We start from the raw sequence: 25,440 nt of genomic DNA, 5'->3' as shown, positions 1-25,440 counted from the left end.
ATTTAAATGTTTAAAAAGAGAAATTTAAAACTTGTGTTAGTGATGCTGCTTATGGTATCACTCCTGATGTCAGCGTGCAGCTCGAGTGCGCCTGCATCGACAGAAAGCGCTTCTGCATCAGAAACAACAACCGAATCGTCAACATCCACGGACACGCCAAAAGAAATGGACAAAATGACGATTCAGCTCAAATGGCTGCCTCAGTCACAATTTATGGGGTACTATATGGCGGCTTCCAAAGGTTACTATGAAGATGAAGGCATTGATATTGAAATCTTGCCGGGCGGTAGTGATATCATCCCTGAACAGCAAGTTTACAACGGCGTTGCCGATGTCGGTGTCACTTGGGTATCGAGCTTGCTGAAGTACCAGTCACAAGGATGGGAACTCAAAGAAGTGGCACAAGTATTCCAAAAGAGCGCAATGCTTCTCGTCTCTAAAGCAGAAACAGGCATTACATCACCGGAAGACTTAGTCGGCAAAAAAGTTGGCTCTTGGTTCGGCGGCAATGAGTATGAAATTTATGCACTTCTCGAAGCAAACGGCATCGACAGAGAAAAAGATCTCGAACTCGTACAACAAGACTTTACCATGAACCAAATACTCAATGACGAAATTGATGCAGCTTCTGCCATGACTTACAATGAATACGGCTTATTGCTCGAATCAGGTCTTTCGGATGCAGACTTAAACGTCCTTGATATGAATGATGAAGGCGTTGCAATGCTTGAAGACTGTCTATTCGTTACTGATGAATGGATTGCGGAAAACGAAGACCTCTTCGTCAGATTCTTAAGAGCCTCTATCAAAGGATGGCAAGATGCATGTGCAGATCCTGAAGCGGCAGGTCAAGTCGTTTATGATGCTGACCAAAGTGTTTCGCTTGAGCACCAAGTCTACATGGCAAAAGAAATCGCAAAACTTGTTACACCAGAAGGTTTTGACCCTGCAAAAATCGGCTACATCGATATGGATGCCATCCAACAAACGGCAGACCTCGCTTACAAATACGGCTTGCTGACAGAGCCTGCGGTACTTGACGATACGACGATTACCAGCAAATACTTCGAAGAAGCAACGAAATAATTGAGACGATCATTAACCAAGACATTGAATAAAAATAGTTAATAAAGTATAAAAGAAGTGATCAAATAATGCCCGATCAAAGATTTAAACTTTGATTTGGGCATTATTTTTATGTCGTTCCCTGTGATGCTAAATAACCAGAACGATGTAAAAATGACAAAATCGAAAAGACAAGATAAGAAAATTTTAGATAAGACAAGAACAGATAAGACAAGATAAGACAAACAAGATCAAAAGAAACAGATTCATTTACGTGTGAAGTCGACTACAATTCCTCAGATGATAATGCGTAGAAACATAGCAAAAAAAGAGAGATAAGAATGCATTTGGGGATTTGGAAATAATTGTATTTATGTTATAATAATGTATAAAAGTTTTAATAGTATAAATAATCAAACAGCGCCATGATATCAACAACTGCAATACGTTGCAATGCGTATTTTTTAGAACGATAGACAACACACTTTATGGCGGCATATGTGGCAGCGTACGATTGAAAACGCTAAATTTGAGGGGAGTATACATAAAATGAAAAATCTGAAAATCAAAGTGACAACAGGTATAATGGCAGGGGTATTATTTCTTTCTGGTTTTGCATTTGCGGTGAATAACGGCAACGGGGACAGCAACAGTGGTCTTAATGTTAATGGCAATGGCTTTTCCGACATGACCACCCACTGGTCAAACAGCTATGTATCGTCACTGACAGACCGCGGCATTATCTCAGGGTATGGTGACGGTACCTTTAAACCTGACAATACACTGAAACGCATTGAATTTATCGTTTTAACGCTTAAAGCACTTGAAAGTGAGGGGACGATCACGCTAGATGCGACTGCGCCAGTTGGGAGCTACTGGGGCATGCCTTACATTGAAAAAGCCATCGAAATGAATCTGCTTGAAAATTATACAACGGCAGCAGCTGACTACGAGACGGCTATTACCAGAGAAGAAATGGCATCGATTATTGTAAAAGCTTATGATGCCATTGGCGGCGACACAGCCATCACAGATGGCGTTGTGACGAAAGCACAAAAGCAAATTGGTGATCTCGTCAATGTCTCCGCTTCTTATAAAACAGAAGTCACCACAGCCTATGCCCTTAATTTCATCGCAGGCTACGGTGACGGTTCCTTTAAACCGCTTGGCAATGCCACAAGGGGCGAAGCCAGTGTTGTGATCTCAAAACTGCTAGATGACAGTCTGCGCACGCCAATAGAAGAAGATAAACCGCTTGAAGGTGATTCGTCGTGGCTTGAGTGGGTGCAGTCACAATCGCCTGAATACCAAGAAGAACACCTATCAAGAGAATATGCCATCAGTACCTTTGAAGATGGTGTCCTCACAATTGTAGATGGCGGCGGCGGTTACGGTGACCTTGTGGTAAAAGATACGTATACACCGGATCTCACAGCCAGATTAAACAATTTACTTAACTACATGGCGAGATTGGAAAGATTTTCAGGTCTTTATACGACGAGAAGTCCACTGGAAGGCGTAAGTGGCCAACAAGAATTCATATTAGTAGCACTTGGCAACAAACTGGATTACTATAATAATTTTCCATACTTCCAATTTGTAATACATCACGATCATTATTTAGATACCAAAACATACAAGGCATCACAAACCAAAAAAGGTGCCACGGTAGAGCTAACCATCAATAGGCTTTATGATGATGATACGGAAAGAACAGAAACATACTGGAAACAGGGATATGATGACCGTTATATGACACCTTTGAAAGAATCTGTTAAGGCCTTTTTTGGTGAGGTGTATGGTGCTGAAATTGCGGATTACGTGCAACAAACACATACGAATTACTATGTCAATTTTGGACGTAACAATTATCCTGATTACGACGCGGTGAAAACCATTGGTAATGTTGATGTTGTCGTGCCGCTTATTTCAAAATCTGATGCCCCGTTGCACATCTTTTTTACGATTCATTAGATTCGCTAAGGAGTCATTAAATGAAAAAATATCTATCCATGATTTTAATTGTTGCCTTGCTTATAAGCAGTGTCCCCATTAGTGCCGCCGCTGACGAATCGCCATTATTTACTTATTCGGTAAATTATAGCGGCTATGCATCATTTGAGGATTTCATAGTGGCGCAATCATTGCCACTTAAAGTTGATAATTTCAGCACAGGCAAAACGCTATATATCAACAAAGCCGATTACGATAAATACGGCCTTGTTGTCTACGGCAATGAAAAGATAATTAACTACGATTCGCTTCCTGTTGGCTATCCCCATGAAAACAGCTCAGCAGAAGAAATCTATAATGATAAAAAGACGGGTACAACAGGCTATCGTTATTTAGGTTATAGTGCAAGCGGCGAAGTTGTCACTAATGCCTACTATCCACCAGATGCGCCGTTATCAGATAAAAATAAGTGGATTGAAGAATATTCCGATGTAAAAGGTGCACCTGCTTCGTGGCAAGTTGTTAAAGACGGAAACTTACGTGAATACATGACCGCACACTGGATCGGCGGCAATGGTATTAATACAAATCCAAACGATATCAATACACAGTACACCGTTGAAACGATCAACAATACGCGGTCAATGGGTGCGCTGAATGCTTATCCCATTGATGGCGTCACAGATAGCTATAAGCGCACCCTTCTGCTTACAGCTGGCGGTTGGTATACGAACTTTTCTGTGCGAACGGAGCGCGGTAAATATTATCAAACGTGGATTGGCGACGGCATGGCATCAAATGCACGCGTCGATCAATGGTTAACGCTGAATCTTCAAAACAATGACATTGCCGTTACAATGGCATCCGATCAGCAATTTGTTGAAGTGAATACCTCGTATACGGCAGTCATTGTACCGGACAATCAATATATGAAAAAAGAGCATGTCAAACAGTTTGAAGCCAGTATCAGCAAAGATGGCAGTGTGATTGACAGCGCAGAAGCGGCATTTTCTGTACTGAGAAAGACGGTTAACAGAACCGTGCGCATTAACAGAAGTGAACTGGTGGTAGGCACACAAGAAGTTGAAATCAGCGGCAGTTACGTACTGGATACCATTTTTAAAAATGACCCGAAAAAGTCAGGAAACCTCACGCGAAAAGTCATCGTTACCGTAGAAGAACCTGCTGTCCCCACAGCGAGCTGTCTTGTAACGGCAAATCCGCGGTATAAAACATCAAGCGGCAGTGATGTCGATGTCAGCATCACTGCTGACATCTCACTTTATAAAGTTACCACTGCAAATGTAGCGAATATTGCCGTGTGGCTTGACGGGGAATGTCAATATGCCAGTGTCATTAATCCTACCGTGACATTTCATCGAACCATTGATGGTGCGCCTTTTGCCGACAACCCAGATAAAAAGATTAAACAGCCTTGGAACGTTACCGTCGATGTCACGCTGAAAGACGGCCGCGTCCTAGAGGCAAGTGGTGATGATATGACCGTTGTGGTGGGTGAGCCGAAGCCGCCGGAAGTCAAAGTCAATGCCCCCAAAACGGCAAAGGTCGGTGATACAAAGGGGATAACAGTACGTGGGAGCAGCGTCACGGGCGCACTGGACTATCTTATCTTAAATGATGGGAGCACTGACATAGCCGTTGAACATCCAACCGATGGCTATTTGAATAAACAGTATGAATTTACAAGGGAAGGTGAACAGACCTTTACAGGGGTTGCCATTGATACCCTTGGCTACAGTGGCTATGGTGAAGATACAACAATGGTACTGCCGCCCACAGTCGATGCCGTTATACATACCGAAGGACAGCTCAAACCATACCGTAAGATTACCGTATCGAGCATGCAGTCGGACAGCCCCGATAAATTTCCCATTGTAGACAGTCAAACGGATTGGTGGGTTTCAAGCGGCACCGTTAATGCGGCATCGGGCGTCTATTCGCCTGCCGATCCTGACGGCAGCCGAAAGTTTGATTTTGGTGTACCAACAGCGGGAACGATTAACACGTCCGTCACACTGAAAAACACTCTTGGCTATGAAGGACAGGCAAGTAAAATCATTACCATTACACCGGATGAACCGCCGGAAGCTGCTTTATCGGTAGTGAATAAAGTCTATCGCGACCCATCGAACAGCAACACGGCAACCATTTCGGTATTAAATGAAAGTACATCCAAAGATGGTGATGCTATTGGCTCCATTCAAGTATCTTACTGGTACGATCACGACGGTGATAATCGGTTTGATGATGAAGTGCAACATATCGCCTATTGGGGTGCGCCGAAAAGAAATGCAGACGGTTCAGAAAACAAGGATTATTCATTTAACGTATCCAGTGTGGGCAAATACTATGTAGCACTTTCTGTTGCAGAAACCTACACACCAATGCCCGGCATGGAAAGCAGTGCCGTTTATCTATATGACAGTACCTACGATGGCTCTGTTAATCAAAACCATATCGTTGAGGTGGACAACATCCCGCCAAGTACAGCGGTAACGGTGAAAGCGCCCAAACACATCAATTTGAAGCTTCAAACGGGGAACAGTGGCCTTAGCCCTGAAATGCTGACGGCCTATATCAATGGCTCATTAACAACGCAACTGAAATCAGAGAACATCTTCATTGACAGTTTTGAAATTGTCAATCAACCAGTGGGTTACGAAATGGTATCGTCTCAAGGATTGAGTACCGATTCGCTGTATGGCGTCTCAGCGCCTCTAGGGTATACGACGGGATATTCAAACAAGGTCTATATGACAGTGGGAGATTACCCTGAAGAATTTTTGCTTGGCTGTAAAATTACTAACTTAGATACGGGACAGGTTATTACACCTTCCCATTGGTGCCCTGCTAATTTCTTTAATTACGGTGATTCACCTGTTTATAGCGTTAATGATATGCTTGCTTATACATCGAGCATTTATTCGTATCCTGCAAGCGAGCATGCGGTGACATCATACAATGACATGATTACACAAAATCCTGACGCATCAATCTTCTACATGCAAAAATACTACTTTTACTATAAAAGAGATTATTCAATTACAGCGTATGCACTGGTCGAAATCACAAAAGACTTTCAGATAAAATGGCATAAGGTACAAGATTTTGATCTAACCTATGATGACCAGTCCAGACCGTGGATTGCAGCTTATAAGGATATGCCGGATAGTGTTTTATACTACTTCCAAGGTTATTACCATGCTTACAATGTCAAAACAGGTCAAGATACGATTGTTAGTTATCAAGACGATAATATTAACGCTTCAAATATTGTACAGGGCAGTCAATTTGTAAATCACGCACCACAGAATACCATGAATATAACGATTGATGAGGGGGCGGCTTACCCTGTAGAAGATAAAAATGGTGATACAGATTATTATGCGCCGTTTTACATGAACTACGATCACATGCTGGCACCTGCAAACGTGGGTACATTTTGCGTTTCGACGGGAAGTTGGGCAGGAACGCACAATCAGTACATTGAATTTAATTATGTAGAACGTGCAGAACAGAATTATATTTATCTAAGGCAGCTCTTTGATGCTGGTGTTTGGGCATATAACGTTCAGACGAAGAACTATTTTTATACCAACACCAAAAATCAGCTTGAAAAGCTATCGGAGAACACGTACTACGTCCTGCTTGGCAGCGATGACTTTTCTTATATCTCTGCCAACGAATCCAATCAACTGGCAAATTTAATAACACAAAAGCAGCTTATTACGACGAATCAAAGTGATAAACTCGGCAGTGCATTACGGATGAGTCAATACACGGAACTGGGCAATGCGTTAATCAACCTGCAAGATCAGGGCAGTGCAGAAGCAGAGACGATCTTGGTGACAGTTGGTGATCCGTTGTCAATTGCCTCACTTTACCACGATTATGAAAATGATGCACGCTATGATTTTAGAGCTGATATCGTACATACAGACCCATATTATTATGAAAACAGCATGGGTGTATCAGGGTATCACAATACACAATTTCGGGGTGATGAAATCATCTTCGATAAAGTAGGAAAGTATGATATGGACTTTTACGTGCGTGATAATCCTGTTGGGAAGAACGATGCACTGGATAAGTATCGCTATTGGTCGCGTGATAAAATGCATCAAACAGTTTTGGTGCACCGAAAACCTGTGGCAGATTTCTACTACAATTGGAATCCCCAAGCTTTTGAAGATTTATCCTACGATTACGATCATAAGAGTGATCCGGATCGAGGCATCAAACAAATTGAGGTTCAGTATCGACTTAATTCAGAGCCTTGGCAGCCAGGAATATTACCCACTGGGTATGCAGGCATTAGCGGCACTTATATGCGCCTTCGCGCTAAAGATGTTGAAGGGGTATGGAGTGACTGGACAGAGAAAACCATTGCTACACCCCCGCCGCAACACTACCTGCTGAGTATTACAGCGGATTTACAGTCAAGCAATGCGGGCAATCCATTGACGGCATTTCGACCGGGCAATTACGTGCAGTGGTATAACATCAATGTGCGTGATTCAGGAAGATTTCAACCAGAACATCGCCTCGAAATAAGGCTTCTTGAATCTAATGGTCTTCCTGTAGAAAACGTGCCAATGATGGTTGTGGATGATTATTCAAAAATATCGGGCAATTTCTACGATTGGAACTGGCAGCCGCAGGACTTCTATATACCTGATGTGGTTGGACTTGAAAATAAAACGTACCAAATGGAAATCGCAATGGTAAGTACCATAACAGGTGAACGGCATTACGTCAGAAAAGACATCACTCTCTATGCAAATGACCCGCCGTCACTATCGGCCAGTTTAGCGGCAACCGCACTGTATCAGGGGCGTGACAATGTTGTGTATCTCAATGTCAGCGATCCGAATTTGGATAATCTGTCATTGAGCGTTGAAGTGAAGAAGGACGGCGAAGTATATCTGTCTAAATCGTATATGAAGTCATACCCGTACGATACGACGACGCTGACGCTTCCAAATCTTGAGACGGGCAATTACGCGGTGACGGCAACAGTGAATGATGGGGCGGCCACAGCGACGCAAATACTGGTGTTTACCGTGATCCCCAATACACCACCAGCTGTAGCGGTTAATGTAGCATCGCTGTATCTCTTTGAGACAGATACCAACACGGCATTTGTCAGTGTATATGATGCGGAAGGGGATGATTTGGCACTCGATGTAACGGTTCTCAAAGACGGCACCGTTTATCGGACGTTTAGCTACAATAAAACGTCGCCTTATACCGATGAAGTGATAACACTTAATAACCTCAGTGCGGGGACTTACACTGTAAGGGCATTTGCAGCAGATGACTATGGCAATGCCACGGCAACTGCTACATTTCCCGTCTATGTCAATTCACCGCCATACATCACCGCAGAAATTGCATTCCCAGAAGTGCTCGATGGCGACAGCAATACACTGACGACACATTTAACGGACATCGACCCGCAAAACCTGTTTGTTCAGACAGAGCTTTACAAGGAAGGTGTATTATATAGTCGTCAGAACACCACAGTTGCGCCTGTTGGCGGCATATACAGTGATGTGCTGTTCACATTCCCGAATTTACCAATCGGCAGTTATCTAGGACAAGTGGCGGCATGGGATGGCTATGCAACATCGAATTACGTCAACTACAGCTTTAATGTCATACCACGCAATCTGCCGCCTTCTGTGACAGTTGGTGTAACCCCCGAAACGCTTTATGCAGGGCAGAAGGCAACCGTCGCCATGCTGTTTGACGATGGTGATCATGAGCCGCTCACCGTAACCCTGACGGTTATAAAAGACGGTACGACTTATGATGTCAGTACATTCCCCGTGGCGTGGCTTGGCACGCAATATGAAATGATAAAAAAATCGTATGATAACTTACCGGAAGGAACCTATACCGCCAAGGCGGTTGTCAGTGATGGGACGGCGACTGATGAAGACGTCAAAACTTTTATCGTACAGCCGCTGCATATCAGTGATTTTGAGATTACAGGCGCGTGGAATCACTGGGATGGGCGTACAGATTATCGCGGCATTTATTTGACGCCGAATGCGCACCGATTTTTGTCGCTTGAAACAGTGACCTTTCACGCTTCTGTTCAAGGTCTTCCGGAGACAGTAGCAGTGATGCTGTCGCCGGAGTTGATGGCAATGACGTATACAGACCCTTATGGTGTCGTCTATGAATATGAAGAACTGGTTGGGTACGATGTGTCCTTTCCATTGGCGCTAAGTATGGTCTCTTATGATGAGGCGAGTGCCATGAGTAATTGGGAGGGGACGTATTTACTGCCGCTGGCGCCTTCAACGCTGTCATGGGAAGATATTCGAAAGCGAAGTCCTTACGAGGCAGAGCTTACGGCGAGTCAAGAGCTGTCAAGTGTGAAGGCGTCTATTGATGACGTTGAGATCACTGGGAATATCTATGATCGGATATCATTACAGCCCGTCTATTAGTGTTTTATAGGAATATTTAAAATATTAAGATATTAAGATATGACAACGTATCTTAATATTTTTTTATTTTCAACAATCATAAAGTTGTTCTCAATTCCCGTAATAAATGACCACAAAACCTCTGTATAATGACGGTATAGAAAGATAAGGAGGTTAAGATGAGAAGTGATGCGATTAAACTCGGTGCGGCAAATGCACCGAAACGTGCCTTGCTTCGGGCGCTTGGACTGACAGATGTCGAATTAGCGAAACCAATTATCGGCATTGTCAATTCCTACAATGAAATTGTTCCGGGACATATGAATCTGGACAAAATGACAGAGGCAGTTCGTGCCGGTGTGATTGCTGCTGGCGGTACACCTGTTGTCTTTCCGGCAATTGCCGTTTGCGACGGGATTGCCATGGGGCACGAGGGCATGCACTATTCACTGGTAACGCGAGAACTCATTGCTGATTCTACTGAGGCAATGGCCATGGCGCATATGCTGGATGGGCTGGTCATGGTGCCAAACTGTGATAAAAATGTACCGGGATTGTTGATGGCGGCAGCACGCCTGAATATACCGTCGATTTTTGTCAGCGGCGGGCCGATGCTGGCAGGCGTATTTGAAGCTGAAAAAATTGGGTTTACAACGATTACCGAGGCGGTGAGTGCTTATAAAGTAGGAAAGCTATCGCGAGAAACACTGGAAACAATGGCGGAAAAAACGTGTCCGACTTGTGGGTCGTGTTCGGGGATGTTTACGGCAAACAGCATGAATTGTCTGACTGAGGTATTGGGCATGGCACTTAAGGGGAATGGCACGTTGCCGGCGATTTACTCAGAGAGGCTAATGTTGGCTAAACAAACAGGCATGCAAATTATGACGCTGATCGGCAAAGACATTAAGCCAAAGGACATTATGACAGAGGCGGCATTTGAAAATGCCATCATCGTTGATATGGCGCTTGGATGCAGTACAAACAGTCTGCTGCATTTACCGGCAATTGCCTATGAGGCAGATGTGACGATTGATCTAACAAAAGTAAATACGATTAGTGAACGCACGCCGAATCTTTGTCACTTATCACCGGCGGGTGATGATTATATAGAAGACCTTCACCGAGCCGGAGGTGTTTATGCAATCATGCACGAATTGAATAAACAAACCCTTCTAAACGGTGATGTGCTCACATGTACGGGAAAAACCGTTGCAGACAATATAATAGGGTGTGAAATTATTGATCCACAAGTAATTCGTCCGATTGAGAATCCGTTTAGCACAAAAGGCGGCATCGCGGTATTAAGCGGCAATTTAGCGCCGGATACCTGTGTGGTCAAACGCTCGGCCGTTTCAGAAGCAATGATGAAACACAAGGGACCTGCGCGGGTTTTTGATGGTGAAGAGGCGGCAATTACAGCCATTAACGAAGGCAGAATTGTAGCGGGTGATGTGGTAATTATCCGATATGAAGGCCCAAAAGGTGGTCCGGGAATGCGTGAAATGTTAAACCCTACTGCAGCAATTATGGGACGCGGTTTAGGAGAGTCCGTGACACTCATCACCGACGGGCGCTTCAGTGGCGCGACAAGAGGTGCCGCAATAGGACACGTTTCGCCGGAAGCTGCTGTTGGCGGCAATATCGCATTAATTGAAGAAGGGGATATCATCGCGATTGACATTGATGCCTGCGAAATTAACATCGAAGTGACCGATGAGGTTTTAGCAATAAGGCGTGCAACGTGGATACCTAAACCGCCGAAAATTAAAACGGGATACCTGAAACGCTACGCCAAACTGGTGACATCCGGCAACCGCGGCGCTGTCCTTAGCGGAGATTAAACGCGATTTTATAAACACCGGTTTTGAATTGATGCGAACTAGTGTATGATAAAACTGTATAACATTTGTACTGCCACTGGGGGAGGTTATGCTAATGAATCGTACAGATTATCATGTAGATGTGCAGCAATTTAATTGGGGAACCATCGAATGGCTTCATGAACCGTCGGATTCCCCTCATCATCATCTGAGTCTGGCGCGTGTTGTCATATCGCCAAAAGCGCACCAAAACAAGCACTTTCACGTTGGTGAAGAACAGATGCTCTTTGTTTTGTCAGGGAAAGGCATTTTTATTAATAACGGCGTTGAACGTCATATTGAATCAACAGCCTTTCAATATGTTGCACCGTTTGCCGAGCACGTTGTCATTAATGAATCTGCAAAGGAAGATTTAGTGCTCATGGTGATCTATGCGCCAATTTCTCTATCACCGCTTGATATGCCCAAGGTATCTGAATGGCATGTTGATGTGACCGAACATGTGAATTTAGAGCTGATACAAAATGTTACAGAAGAACTGAGCCAACTCTTGAAACTCGACATGCACTACCTTAGAGGCGGCAATTGTGATTTGACACTCCCGGAATTTTGTATAACGTGTGCCCGACACCGAGATTGTGCACTTGAATCAGAACAGACACCTCATGACGGGATCCGTCAGTATTACTGTCCCTATGGTGTTTCTCAGATTGCGGCACCATTGGTACTCAATGAACGGCAATACGGCACTTTGTGGACAGAGCGCTTTGTACTTGGCGGTGGTGATTACACGCGCAACAGCTTTGGCGATTTTGGCAATGAAGCAGAACAGGCGGCCAGAGAGTACAGCCGGTTTAAAACATTTATCAAAAGCAGAATATACGTCGTCTTTGATCACATGACCATTGCGGCTCAATTTATCAATATGGTTCACGAGCGACGTGTTTTGGAAAGTGTTCTGCTCGATAAAGAAAACGAATTGCTCAGAAAAACACAGGAACAGCTGAAACTTAAAGATCGTTTACTCAAGACGGGTGCTCGGAATGCCCATGACAGTTTTCTTATTGACAGTTCACGACGAACGCCAAAGATGATGTATCCATATGCGCTGGAAATGGCACTCGAAAATGCGCTGGTCGATGAGGATGCTTTAAGAGTAACTCAATTGCTGGATGAGGCAACTTACCTGACCAATTATGATCTGAAAACAATCATGGAAATGATAGTGGTACTCTCGAGAGTGCCGGCGCGGAAGACAAAAGACTTTGAAAAAACGGCGCGGTTAATGCGAAAGTATGAAGAAGCACTGACAAAGCGCGATGTTGAGGATCGAAAAGGATTGCTCAAAACATTTTGTATAGAATGCCTTAGTGACATTAAGGATTCTTATGCAGAAAATGACGGGACGCTCATAGAGCGTGTCAATCAATATTTGGAGCTGCATTATAGAGAACCGTTAAATCTTCAGTCAGTTGCGACGCACTTTTACATTTCGCCCAATTATTTAAGTGCCAAATTCAATGAAGTAAATCAATGCTCTTTTACAGACTATATCACCGATTTGCGTATTGACGCGGCAAAGGTGATGCTGTTGAATAGTCATATGAAGATTATTGATATTGCCCATCGGTCCGGTTTTCAGAATGTCAGTTATTTTACCAAGTGCTTTAAGCTGCGGGAGGGTATGACACCGGGAAAGTTTCGAATGCAAAACAGGCAATTAACATAAACGGAAGGTTTACAAAATTTGTAGAAAATTGAATAAAATGCTTTTAACTGAGCGATTTGTTTGGTAAAATTGATGAAATTAAATTTTTATGCTCAAATTTTTATCGAACTTATAGGAGGTATTTGTGGTTACAAAAATTGCAAAGGGGATTTCAAAGTATTTTGGCGTCATCATTATTATCTGCATGATTCTTGGCTTTATACAGCCTACACTCTTTGGATGGGTGCTGAAAAAAGTATTCGGTCAATCAATGATTACCATTTTGCTTGGCGTCATTATGTTTGGTATGGGGATGACGCTTAGCCTTGATGATTTCAAAATTGTATTGCAGCGTCCCCTTGATATTTTAAAGGGAACAGCAGCTCAATTTATCGTGATGCCGCTCCTGGCTGTTATTCTATCAAAACTGTTTGGTCTTGAAGAGGCACTGATGGTGGGGGTTGTTCTCGTCGGGACATGCCCTGGCGGAACGTCTTCAAATGTTATTTCTTATATGGCAGGCGGTGATGTTGCGTTGTCGGTGGCGATGACCACTGTCTCAACACTTTTAGCACCGATTCTAACGCCGGCGATTACCTATTTCCTCATTCGCCAGACCGTGTCTTTCGATCCGATGAGCATGTTTATCAGCATTGTGCAGGTCGTTTTACTGCCAATTGCACTTGGACTAATTGTCAAAGCCATGCTTAAAGAAAAGGCGAATGTGGTGAATGATGTGATGCCTGCGATTTCGTCATTATCAATTGCATGTATCGTCGGGGGCGTTATTGGCGCTAATGCGGAACGTATTATTGGTGCGCTTGGCATTATTGTCATTGTGATTATACTGCATAATCTCAGTGGCTATGCGCTTGGCTATTTTGTCGGAAAAATAACAGGGATGCCGCGCAAGAAGCGTATTACACTTGCGGTTGAAGTGGGGATGCAGAATTCAGGTCTTGCAGCATCGCTTGCAGCAAGCCAATTTGCTGCAATGCCAATGGCGGCAGTACCGGCAGCGCTATTTAGTGCATGGCATAATATATCCGGTGCACTCTTTGCGGCAATCGTCAAGTCGAGAGAAGCGAAGATGGCGGAATCAGAGATGGAAGCATAATGGTATTTTGAGACATTTAAGTGTTCAAAAACAAGAAAAAGTATGTTGAATAGAGTATGATGATTAAAATATCCTCGCCTGTTTTCGGTTATTGCTAATGAAGTTTAGTGATATCGGAAGGGCGAGGATTTTTGTTTTGTTAAAAGGCATGTGTGAAATAATAAAGTGGGGGTAATAATGATAACATAAACAGTATCACGGAGGCGGTTTTGCCATGAGCAATGAGCGAAACGGACAAAAGAGAGCGGTGAGGCATTCTGAACCTTACCATTACCGTAAGGAAGCGATAAGGCCAAAAGATATCGCCTTTTATGTTGCGCTAATGTCTGTCATTTTAGTGACGCTCATTTGTTTGATTGTCTATGTTGATGAAAAGAGCAATACAGCACTCAAAGCCTCCATTGTCGATAAAGAAATGCATATTTTAAGTGCAGAAGCAAAGCTGTTCAGTACTTCTTTTGATGAAGCAGTTTCTGATTTGCTCTATTTAAAAACATTGATATCAGCAGATACGGATTTGCCGATAAACGAAAGGGCGTTGTCCGAAGAAAGGATGGCAGTCCGTTTCATCGAATTTTTATCGACGCATTTGCATTATGATCAAGTGCGCTTCATCGGTGTAGACGGTATGGAGCGCGTACGTGTCATCAATACGCCGACTGGTGCGGAGATTGTCTCTGAAACGGGACTACAGGATAAACGTTCACGGGAATATTTTGTCAAAGCGCGAGAACTCATTGATGGTGCTATCCATATTTCAGCACTGGATCTCAATGTGGAGAATGATGAAGTGGAGAAACCTTATAATCCTGTTGTCAGGTTTTCGACGCCAATTTTTAAAGGCGATTCGCCAGAAGGTATTCTCGTGATTAATTATAAACTAGATGACTTGCTGATGCTCTATGAACAGTTCTCGGAAGGGACTGACAGTGAGCTGTTGTTACTTGACAGTGACGGCTATTATCTCGTATCACCGGATCCGTCGCAAACGTGGGGCAATTCTATTTTAGAACGTTCAGAAATAACATTTGGCAGACTCGATCCACTGGCGTGGGTGGCAATGCTTGAGAACGATACCGGAAAAGTACAGACAGAAGCCGGCGGTTATATTTATCAAGCACTAACCCAAGAGACTGTTGCCTCAGAAGCAACCGTACTCCATACGGTACCATTAATTGCTTATGATCCCGGACGACTGATGATGGTGTCATTTATTTCAAAAACGAGCGACGTCGGCTATTTATTTTCAAATGATCAAATGGCAATGTTTTTGCGCGTTGTCGAACGCTATAAATGGTTTTTAATGATGGCGTTCATTGTGATGCTGGGATTTTTTCCGTTTCTTTTAAGTCGTCGTTTTACACGTGCCAAAATAAAGCGTTTTTCTGAAATTGATTCGCTGACGGGCGTTTACAATCGAAGAAAGGGATTTGATTTACTGGAAGAGATATTGTCTGACTATGATGAACAACTTTCAATCTGCTTTATTGACGTTAACGGCTTAAAAGTCGTCAACGATACATTGGGGCATGAAGCGGGTGACAAGCTGCTTCAAACTTCTGCTGAACTGTTGAAGGAAAAAATACGCAATGAAGACGTGCTCTGCCGTTTTGGCGGCGATGAGTTCGTTATTGGCTTTGTCGGTACGACGCCGCAAGAAGCCGAGGTGATCTGGAAACGTATTTTAGAGGGTGTTCAGCGATTTAACCAGACTGCTGAAGCGGCTTTTGTCATTAGCCTTAGCCACGGTGTTTCAGGGATTAGTGAGTTGAGCCAAGCAAATCTCGAAGCGTTGATTCATTTGGCTGATGAGCGCATGTATCGTGAAAAAGCGATTATTAAGCGGAATCTTCAAGTGATTCACCGTGATGCAACAGACTATATTATTTAGAGAAATAATTCCCTCTATTGCTAAAGGCATTTATCCAATGGGAGCACAATAATAAAAAGGACGTTTTTAAAGCAACATGTTAGAACATTACTGGGAAGTAAGCGTGAGTATTATGCTTAAAACCAAATTGAATCGTCAGTAAGAATGAAGAAGGAGGTAGCAATGAATTTTATTGTTGAAAAGAAATCACCTTATGACCTTAAGACAACGATTGAACGCTTTAAAGCGCTGTTGCCGTCACAAGGATTTGGTGTTTTGTGGGAATTGAATTTTAAGGATAAACTTTCAGAAAAGGGATTTGAACTTCAGGATAACTTTTGGGTATTTGAAGTATGCAATCCATCAAAAGCGGATAAAGTACTTAATGAATGGATTAAAACCGGTTACTTCCTGCCATGTAAAATGGCAGCTTACGAACAGGATGGCGAAGTTTTTATTGGACTTCCCAGACCTGTTGAGCTTATAGCACTCTTGACGCCGGATGACCTATTGCGCTCTTATGCGGAAGAAGTTGAGATGGCATTGACAGATATCATTGATAAAGTTGTATCTGAAGAAGAAGTCAACATTTGATGAAGGACAGCTAACAATTAAAAAGTAATATAAATGGTAAGACGGCTGGCATAGATGTCAGCCGTTTTGACAAATGCATACCTTCCTGTATAATATTCATAATTGATGTAAGTGACGTGTGAATTTGTAAGCGTTGTATGGAAGAGCAATGATAGGCGCTGCAATGAAAACGGCATTGAGAACATCATAACAAAACAGGAGGTGTCGCTTGAACAGACTCGAAGAAATTATGACTTATAATCAGGCGTTTATCGCAGCGGAAGGTTATGCGCAATTTCAGACCAATAAGGAACCGGCAAAGAAAATGCTCATTCTTTCCTGCATGGATACGCGACTGACAGAGCTGCTGCCGCAGGCAATGAACATTAAAAACGGCGATGCCAAGCTGGTTAAGAATGCCGGCGCGACGGTGATGCACCCTTTCGGCAGTATTATACGAAGCATTGTCGTCGCCATTTATGAGTTTGCCATCGAAGATATTTTTGTCGTGGGACATTATGGCTGTGGTATGAGTAATCTGAACAGTGAAGTCGTTGTTGGCAAAATGGTTGAGCGCGGCATTGATAAAGAGGTGGTCAATACACTGACGAATGCGGGCATTGATATCCGAAAATGGCTGCACGGATTTGAATCCGTTGAATCTGCGATACTTGAAAGCGTTAGCATCATTGAAGCGCACCCGCTCGTTCCCAAAGACGTACGCGTTCACGGTTTGATTATGTCGCCGGATACCGGGGCGCTGACGATTGTGCATGACGGCAACTAAATAGGCCAAAAAATCGGTCGGATTGAATGACCGATTTTTTTTATCAAATTTTATCTGAGGGGCGTGATGGTGATGAACAGCCGTTTGCCACATAGGAGACTTTGTAAGGCTGAGAAAAAGTTTTCTCAATTAGATGAAATATTACCAGACGTCAAAATGCGACTTTAGGCAAGATGTGATACAATAATGACATAATCACCATAGGAGGTTTTATGCTCAACACCATCACGCAAGATAGTATCCGAACAGAAGTAACTTTTCGACATGAAAAAGGTATGCATGCCCGTGTTGCAGCGATGGTCGTACATAAGGCCGGAGAACTTCAGAACCGGTATAACGTCATTTTTAAAGTGCAAAAAGACGGTTATTCAGAAGTGCCGCTAGACAGTATTTTACTCTTAATCGAATTGCGGATTAAGGCAAATGACATTTTGGAACTTGTGACTTATGGCGAGCTTGCGAATGAAGCGTCTGATGAAATGAAACGCTTTTTAGAGGGGGGCTTTTCTTTTGGCGATCCAAATGCCATTTATAAAATTGACGATATCTTACAGAATAATTTACTGACGGCAGACAATATTTTTAAACATATTGCGAATGGTCTTGTCGTAATCAATGAAAAAGAAGACATTATCATGTTTAATAGCGAGGCCGAACGAATCTTCGGTATGTCCGCAAGCTCGGTAATCGGCAAAAAGATTCTCGATGTACTGCCCAATTCGAGGTTGCCTCAAGTGGTTAAGACGCTCAAACCCGAAATTGCCTATACCAATCGCATTGGCCAATTTACCGTTGTTTCAAATGTGACGCCGATTATGATTGATCAATCGTGTAAAGGCGCGATCAGTATTTTTGAAGATATTACAAAACTGGTCCATATCTCTTGGGAACTTAACGAAATTAAAGAACTCAAAGAAAAATATCAATTGATTCTTGAAACCGTTCAAGACGGCATCTGTGTGATTAATCAAACGGGAGTCATTACGTACATTAACGCGGCTTACCAAAAAATTTGTGGTGAGAGCTATGAAAATCTCATTGGCAAAAATGTTATGGAAGTGGCACCGAAAGGCAATCGTGCAAAAGTGCTGAACTCTGGGCGAAAAATAATCGGCGGCATTACCACGAAAAGCAATGGGACACAGATTATTGCCAATGTGACGCCCATTATTGTAGATGGTCGCGGCACTGGCGTTTTATCCGTTGTGAAAGATATTACGGCAGTGAAAGAACTGGTGGATAAACTGCACAAGGTATCAGCCAAAGCAGCTTATCTTGAAGAAGAACTCATACGTACCAAAAAGATTGGCCCTGCATTTGACCGTATCATTGGAACTGGGGGCAAGATAATGGATGCGATGGCGATTGCCTCTAAAGCGGCCGGGAGCCGTTATACCGTCATGATCAATGGCGAAAGCGGAACAGGCAAAGAATTAATGGCCGAGGCGATACACTATTCCAGCGATCGCGCAGGTGAACCGTTTATCCGAGTCAACTGTGCGGCAATTCCGCCGACACTGATGGAAAGCGAATTGTTTGGTCATGAAAAAGGTGCTTTTACAGGTGCTTATAAAACGAAATATGGTAAGTTTGAACTCGCCAACAATGGCACCATTTTTCTGGATGAAATCGGTGAAATGGATAAAAACATGCAGGTAAAACTGCTAAGAGTTGTCCAAAATAGGGAATTTCAGCGTGTTGGCGGTGAAGAGACGATTAAATTGGACATCCGCATTATCGCAGCGACAAATCGCAGGCTGGAAGATTTGGTTAAAGAGGGAAGTTTTCGAGAAGATCTCTATTATCGCTTAAACGTTATTCCCATTCTATTGCCGCCGCTTCGAGAACGTAAAGAAGATATCGCAATACTGGTGGAGACATTTACAAAACGTATTTGTGAAGAACTTTCAAAATCGAAAGTCACCTATGCGCGCAGCGTAATGGACGCGTTGATAAGCTACCCTTGGCCTGGCAATATTCGAGAACTGGAGAATCTGCTGGAAAGAACATTATTGCTGTTGGAAGGCGATGTGGTGACATTAAAGGACTTGCCGTCATATGTCATTGAACACATGCCGTCTTCAGAGATTCAAACAGCAGAAATTGTCGAAGTCAGTTCCGGAAAAGTAGAGTCGTGGGAGACCTACGAAAAGCGAATTATTGAACATGCACTGCTTCAATATGGAAGCTGCAATGCTGCCGGTAAGGCGCTGGGTATTAACCATAAAACGGTATCGGCAAAAGCAAAGAAATACCATTTGATCGATTAAGCGCAGATGATGATCGAGTGTAGGACGCTTGTTTTTCAAAAAGCGCATTTTATCGGCTTAATGCACAATACATTTTTGGGGAGATATTACCAACTCTTTAAAATAAAGAACCGAAAAACACCAAACATTAGTAATCGTTCACGTTTAAATGTAGCAAAATACACGCTTTGAAAAGTTGGCATGTATTTTGCTTTTTTTATAATCAAACACTATCACATGGAGGTCGAATTATGAGCAAAACATTGTTTGGGATGATCCAAGCACTCCAAGAGACCATATCAAGTCAAGAAGCTTTTTTAACAGAGCTTGATGGGGCTATCGGTGATGCTGACCACGGTATCAACATGAATCGAGGTTTTGAAGCGGTTATTACGAAATTTACAGAAGAGGATACAGATATTGGTGCATCACTTAAAAAATTAGGGATGACACTGCTTTCTACTGTAGGCGGCGCAAGCGGGCCATTATATGGAACGGCATTTATGAGAGCAGGTGCCGAAGCACAAGGAAAAGAAACACTGACGCTTGAAGAGGCAGAAGTAATGCTCGCGGCTGCGATAAAAGGTATCCAAGACCGCGGTAAAGCCGTTAAAGGTGAAAAAACCATGCTTGATGCTATGATGCCGGCACAAGATGCGCTGAAACAGGCGGTTGCTGAAGGTCTATCTGTAGTAGAAGGACTTGAAAAGGCATGTGCCGCAGCGAATGAAGGCATTGAATTTACAAAGACAATACGTGCGACGAAAGGCCGCGCCAGCTATTTGGGCGATCGAAGCATCGGACATCAAGATCCGGGTGCAACTTCATTTACATTAATGCTTGAGACCGCAACCAAGTATTTAAAAGCGTAAACGGGAGGTTGTTATGGTAGGAATTGTCATTGTCTCTCATAGCGAGCAGATTGCAGAGGGCATTAAAACCTTAGCGGGTCAAATGGCAGGTGCTAATCAGAAGATTATTGCAGCAGGCGGCATGACAGACGGAAGTATTGGAACAGATGCGATACGCATTAGCGAAGCAGTTGCAGCCGCTGATTCGGGTGATGGCGTACTGGTATTGGTTGATTTAGGCAGTGCCATTATCAGCACAGAAACCGCATTTGAACTTATAGAGCCAGAAGTGGCGGCACGGGTTGTTATTGCTGATGCGCCAATTGTTGAAGGCGCTATTAGTGCTGCCGTACAAGCTTCTATTGGCGCAACACTGGCAGAAGTAAAAGCAGCTGCAGAAATGGCAAAAGCCATGCAGAAATTGTAGGAGGACATCTTGATTCAAAAATCATATACATTAGGAAATAAATTGGGCATACATGCTCGACCAGCGGCTGAGCTGGTAAAACTTGCAGGTGCTTATGAAAGCAAAGTAACGATTGTTGCCGGTGAAAAACGTGCAGATGCAAAGAGCTTATTGATGGTGATGTCATTGGGCGCAAAAATGGGACAGACAATTGAACTTACAATAGATGGGCCGGATGAAGCAGATGCCATGCAGGCTTTTGATACACTAATCGGCAATAATTTTAACGAGGCGTAGGCAATGAAGCAGATTATGGGAAAAGGCGTCGTAGACGGCGTATGTTTAGCAAGCGTAATGACATTATCAGAAGATATTGAAGGTGTACTCGATCGCTATGCTGTATCGACAATTGAAGATGAGAAAAGTGCCTATCAACAGGCATCGCAGGCGGCGGTTGGTCAAATAGAAGAATTGATTAAAAATGCAACGGATCAAACGCAGGCAGATGTGCTAAATGCACATCTGCTTATGATAACCGATGTCATGCTGACAGATTCTATAGAAGCAAAGATTAGCGGCGGCCTATCGGCGCCGCGCGCTGTGATGGATGCTGCAAATGAAATGGCGGCAATGCTCGGCGCGATTGAAGATGAGTACTTGAAAGAACGCAGTAAGGATGTTATTGACATTGGCAAACGAATGGTGAGAATCATGCTTGGCATTTCTGCGCCGGATATTGCTGTTGGCTATCACGTGCTGTGTGGTGATGATATTGAACCGTCAATGGTTGCCAATATGACATCAGAACATGTTGGCGCGATTATACTCGGTCAGGGCAGCACGACTTCACATGCGGTTATCATTGCAAAGACCAAAGGGATACCAACAGTTGTCGGGCTTGGAAACCACATTGATGCGATTGAAAACGGTGAGACTGTTTATGTAGACGGTGAGACGGGAGAAATAATTATTTCACCGGATGAAACCGTAAAAGTGCGTTATCAAGAACGTGTTGCGGCAATTAAAGCGATGGCAAAGCAGTATGATGCCATTGTTGATCAGCCTAGCGTATTAAAAGACGGAATGCATCTGCCATTGGCGATTAATGTTGGTAATCCAACGGATATTGATTCGATGAAGGCAAATGGTGCTGAAGGGGTTGGACTCTATCGGACGGAGTTTGTCTTTATGGGCAAAGCGAAAGCGCCTGATGAGGATGAACAATTCGAAGCGTATCGCTATGTTGTCGAGCGTGCGAAACCGCATTTATGTGTGATACGAACACTTGATATTGGCGGTGACAAGCCGGCAGATTATCTTGAAATTGGCGAAGAAGCCAATCCGTTTCTAGGGTGGCGCGCCATTCGGATTTGTCTTGATAAACCGGAACTGTTTAAAACGCAAATTCGTGCGATCTTAAGAGCTTCGCACTATGGTAAAGCTGCGATTATGCTGCCGATGATTATCAGCGAATCAGAAGTACTCGATTCAAAGGCGCTGATTGATGAAGCCAAGGCTGAACTCAGAACAGCAGGGATGCCATTTGATGAAGCAATTGAAGTTGGTATTATGATTGAAACACCGGCAGCGGTCATGCAGGCAGAACGTCTGGCAAAAGTCGTTGATTTCTTTTCCGTAGGCACCAACGATTTGACTCAGTATACACTTGCTGTTGACCGTGGTAATCCGAAAATAAGTGATCGCTATGACTATTTTCATCCATCTGTGCTGTATGCGATAAATATGGTAGCAGCAGCGGCGCATGCTAATGGCATTTGGATTGGCATGTGCGGTGAAATGGCAGGTGACCCGCTGGCGCTTCCCGTACTGCTGGCAATGGGATTTGACGAACTCAGCATGAGCGCCCCTTCTGTTCTAAAAGTAAAATATTTAATGAAGTCACTGAAAGTTGATTCTGTACTTTTAGATGATGTGTTGGCGAGTCGAAGCGCTGTTGATACCCGAGCGCGTCTGACGCATTATCTTGAAAAGATAAAGCTTAAGGAGGAAATTCATGAAAAAGATTATTAATGATCCAAAGAACGTCGTTGATGAAATGTTAAAAGGTATTGTTGCGGCACATCCTAATCACGTGAAGCGTTTAGAGGGTTTTGAAGTCCTCGTGCGCGCTCAGGGCCCAACAGACAAAGTGGCGCTCGTCAGTGGCGGCGGCAGCGGCCATGAGCCTAGCCATGGCGGATTCGTCGGTAAGGGAATGCTCGATGGTGCTGTTGCAGGTGCCGTGTTTACATCACCAACACCGGATCAGGTCTATGAAGCAGTTAAAGCGGTTGATGGTGGAAAAGGTGTTTTGCTCGTCATTAAAAATTATACGGGCGATGTCATGAACTTTGAAATTGCAGCAGAAATGGCTGAAGCTGACGGTATTAAAGTTGAAAAAGTTGTTGTCAACGATGATGTTGCCGTTGAAGACAGTACATGGACAACGGGAAGACGCGGTATTGCCGGGACACTGTTTGTACATAAAATTGCAGGTGCCAAAGCTGAAGCGGGCGGTTCACTGGATGAAGTCAAGGCTGTTGCGGAAAAAGTGATTACTAATGTACGGTCTATGGGTATGGCGTTGTCCCCTTGTACTGTTCCGGCTGCGGGTAAACCGAGCTTTACACTTGCTGAAAATGAAGTTGAAATCGGCATGGGTATTCATGGTGAACCGGGAACGCATCGTGAAACGCTTAAAACAGCAAATGAAATCGTTGATCACTTGCTCCAAAAGATTTTTGATGATATATCACTTGCAGCTGATGATGAAGTTGCAGTTATGGTGAACGGCTTAGGCGGTACGCCAACAATGGAACTCTACGTTGCGAATCTTCGTGTTTCAGAAGTCATGAAAGAAAAAGGCATTAAGATTGCCAAAACGTATGTTGGGAACTATATGACATCACTTGAAATGGCTGGTTTTTCAATCTCTGTTATCAAACTTGATGCAGAATTAAAAGAATTGCTATTGGCTGAAGCCAATACGCCTGCGCTTGTTCAGTGAAGTAAGCCAACTGAAACATAAATTTAGCACGTGCTGTCTGAATAAAACAGATCGCCAAGGATGAATTAAAAGAAAATAGATGAAGCGAATCAAAACGCCGGGTGTTACCATGATCAAGTAATATCCGGCGTTTTTTATAGAAATAATTAATAGACACTATATTATAGAAAGAATTCATTATTGCCAAGTGATTGAAATCATTAATGATCCATAGAAAAGTGGTAACGATACTTAAGTGGAGGCAAACGAGTGTTTTCATCTAGTAGAAAAAATGGTATAATGCATCAAGCTATTTACATGGGGAAATGCATCATACAAATTTAATCCTTTTACGACAATACATATTATTTTCCTTAGGTGAAAATTCAACAGATTGCAGTGACGGATCAACTAAAAGTAATGATGCGATTTCCTTACATATATTGTCATATATCATTAATGACGGAGACATAAGGAGAGGCGATGGATCAAAAGAGGTATGTAGAAGGGCTTGCGATGGGGAGCGCAGCTTTTGTGATTTGGGGTTTGTTGCCGTTATATTGGAAATGGGTGAGTGCTATATCACCCTATGAGATTTTTGCACAGCGCGTCATGTGGTCTTTTGTGCTCGTTATCATATTGCTAAGTTTTAAGGGGCAGTTAAAGGCGTTTTTTCAGCTTGCACGGCAGCCAAAGCATCTTTTGATGACGATAGGGCCTGCGTTTTTCATTTCTGCGAACTGGATGGGCTTTATATGGGGCGTCAACAATGGCTATGTTCTTGAGACCAGTTTGGGTTATTATATTAATCCGTTGGTGCTAACATTCTTTGGGAGAGTGTTCTTCAAGGAAAATTTAACGAAAATGCAGAAAATCGGTATTGGTTTTGCAGCTGTCGGCGTTGTCTATAAAACGTTAACTTATGGGAGAATCCCTTATGTTGCGCTGCTGTTGGCATTTTCTTTTGCGATCTATGGTCTTTTAAAAAAGAAATCGCAATTTTCATCTGTAGAGGGATTTGGCATTGAAACGTTGATCATTGGTGTGCCAAGTTTGATTTATTTGATAAAAGTCGAAACGTCCGGTGCTGGTATTGTTGGCAACTTGCCGCCATTTTATTGGGGGATGATTGCCATTAGCGGAATTTTGACAGCAGTTCCGATTTTATTGTATGCTGAGGGTACGAAGCGGCTGCCGTTAAGTATCGTTGGCTTTTTACAGTATATTGCACCGACAATTTCGCTTTTCTTAGGTATTTTCGTTTTTCACGAGCCATTTGATCTCAATGCATTATTGGCATTTATCTTTATATGGATCGGCCTCGTTATTTTTACACGTGAGCAGTATTTGATGCTGAAAATGAAAAAGAGACCGATGGTGGTTGAAGAAAGCTGATAAAGGATACTGATTGAAAAATACGTTAAATGAACCGAATGAAACAAGTCTGTTTGTATTTGAAAAGCAAAACATATATGCCTGAACAATATGCTGCGATGATGCGAAATTGTTCGGGCGATTTTATTTTTTGCATAGGACAGTTGGAAGTTTACTGAAAATTCAAAAAAAGTTTTTTGGCGTTAAGCATTGGAAA

General features: G+C 43.2%; 16 protein-coding genes. All 16 read left to right on the top strand.

The window, feature by feature from the left end; translation table 11 throughout:
- Positions 1-6: 6 nt before the first annotated feature.
- The 16 genes from KHM83_RS04760 to rarD all read left to right on the top strand — a co-directional run bounded on the left by KHM83_RS04760 (position 7) and on the right by rarD (position 25,244).
- Complete coding sequence (locus KHM83_RS04760; protein ID WP_213235774.1) at positions 7-1,086, top strand: ABC transporter substrate-binding protein; 1,080 nt, start codon at positions 7-9, stop codon at positions 1,084-1,086.
- A gap of 528 nt (positions 1,087-1,614) precedes the next feature.
- Positions 1,615-3,039 (top strand): S-layer homology domain-containing protein, encoded by a 1,425-nt coding sequence (locus tag KHM83_RS04755; protein ID WP_213235773.1) that lies wholly within the window; start codon positions 1,615-1,617, stop codon positions 3,037-3,039.
- A gap of 20 nt (positions 3,040-3,059) precedes the next feature.
- On the top strand, positions 3,060-9,500 hold the full coding sequence (locus tag KHM83_RS04750; RefSeq protein WP_213235772.1) for an Athe_2463 domain-containing protein: 6,441 nt from the start codon (positions 3,060-3,062) through the stop codon (positions 9,498-9,500).
- Between the two features lie 158 nt (positions 9,501-9,658).
- Positions 9,659-11,323 (top strand): dihydroxy-acid dehydratase, encoded by a 1,665-nt coding sequence (ilvD, locus tag KHM83_RS04745; RefSeq protein WP_213235771.1) that lies wholly within the window; start codon positions 9,659-9,661, stop codon positions 11,321-11,323.
- A 94-nt stretch (positions 11,324-11,417) separates the two neighbouring features.
- Positions 11,418-13,031, top strand: coding sequence for a helix-turn-helix domain-containing protein (locus KHM83_RS04740; RefSeq protein ID WP_213235770.1), 1,614 nt, complete (start codon positions 11,418-11,420; stop codon positions 13,029-13,031).
- A gap of 124 nt (positions 13,032-13,155) precedes the next feature.
- Entirely contained in the window at positions 13,156-14,127 is a 972-nt protein-coding gene (locus KHM83_RS04735; RefSeq protein ID WP_343213118.1) for a bile acid:sodium symporter family protein, read from the top strand.
- 214 nt (positions 14,128-14,341) lie between these two features.
- Positions 14,342-16,018, top strand: a complete 1,677-nt coding sequence (locus KHM83_RS04730) for a sensor domain-containing diguanylate cyclase (protein ID WP_213235769.1) — start codon at positions 14,342-14,344, stop codon at positions 16,016-16,018.
- Between the two features lie 162 nt (positions 16,019-16,180).
- On the top strand, positions 16,181-16,591 hold the full coding sequence (locus tag KHM83_RS04725; protein ID WP_213235768.1) for a DUF302 domain-containing protein: 411 nt from the start codon (positions 16,181-16,183) through the stop codon (positions 16,589-16,591).
- A gap of 208 nt (positions 16,592-16,799) precedes the next feature.
- Positions 16,800-17,357, top strand: a complete 558-nt coding sequence (locus KHM83_RS04720; protein ID WP_213235767.1) for a beta-class carbonic anhydrase — start codon at positions 16,800-16,802, stop codon at positions 17,355-17,357.
- Between the two features lie 212 nt (positions 17,358-17,569).
- Positions 17,570-19,627, top strand: a complete 2,058-nt coding sequence (locus KHM83_RS19835; protein WP_213235766.1) for a sigma 54-interacting transcriptional regulator — start codon at positions 17,570-17,572, stop codon at positions 19,625-19,627.
- Positions 19,628-19,857: 230 nt separating this feature from the next.
- Positions 19,858-20,478, top strand: a complete 621-nt coding sequence (gene dhaL / locus KHM83_RS04710) for a dihydroxyacetone kinase subunit DhaL (RefSeq protein ID WP_213235765.1) — start codon at positions 19,858-19,860, stop codon at positions 20,476-20,478.
- Between the two features lie 13 nt (positions 20,479-20,491).
- Positions 20,492-20,884 carry a dihydroxyacetone kinase phosphoryl donor subunit DhaM gene (gene dhaM, locus KHM83_RS04705; RefSeq protein ID WP_213235764.1) on the top strand — a complete coding sequence of 131 codons (393 nt, stop codon included), beginning with the start codon at positions 20,492-20,494 and terminating at the stop codon, positions 20,882-20,884.
- A 9-nt stretch (positions 20,885-20,893) separates the two neighbouring features.
- Entirely contained in the window at positions 20,894-21,160 is a 267-nt protein-coding gene (locus KHM83_RS04700) for an HPr family phosphocarrier protein (protein ID WP_213235763.1), read from the top strand.
- Between the two features lie 3 nt (positions 21,161-21,163).
- Complete coding sequence (gene ptsP, locus KHM83_RS04695; protein WP_213235762.1) at positions 21,164-22,894, top strand: phosphoenolpyruvate--protein phosphotransferase; 1,731 nt, start codon at positions 21,164-21,166, stop codon at positions 22,892-22,894.
- Positions 22,878-23,870: a dihydroxyacetone kinase subunit DhaK gene (gene dhaK, locus KHM83_RS04690; protein ID WP_213235761.1), complete on the top strand. Its 993-nt coding sequence runs from the start codon at positions 22,878-22,880 to the stop codon at positions 23,868-23,870. The genes ptsP and dhaK overlap by 17 nt, the downstream gene beginning before the upstream one ends.
- Positions 23,871-24,332: 462 nt before the next feature.
- Positions 24,333-25,244, top strand: a complete 912-nt coding sequence (rarD, locus tag KHM83_RS04685) for an EamA family transporter RarD (protein WP_213235760.1) — start codon at positions 24,333-24,335, stop codon at positions 25,242-25,244.
- Positions 25,245-25,440: the final 196 nt, after the last annotated feature.

Origin of the sequence: Fusibacter paucivorans (genome assembly GCF_018390735.1) — a bacterium.
GTDB lineage: Bacteria > Bacillota > Clostridia > Peptostreptococcales > Acidaminobacteraceae > Fusibacter > Fusibacter paucivorans.
Note: the sequence above shows the minus strand (reverse complement) of the source record. Positions and strands in the feature narration are given on the sequence as shown.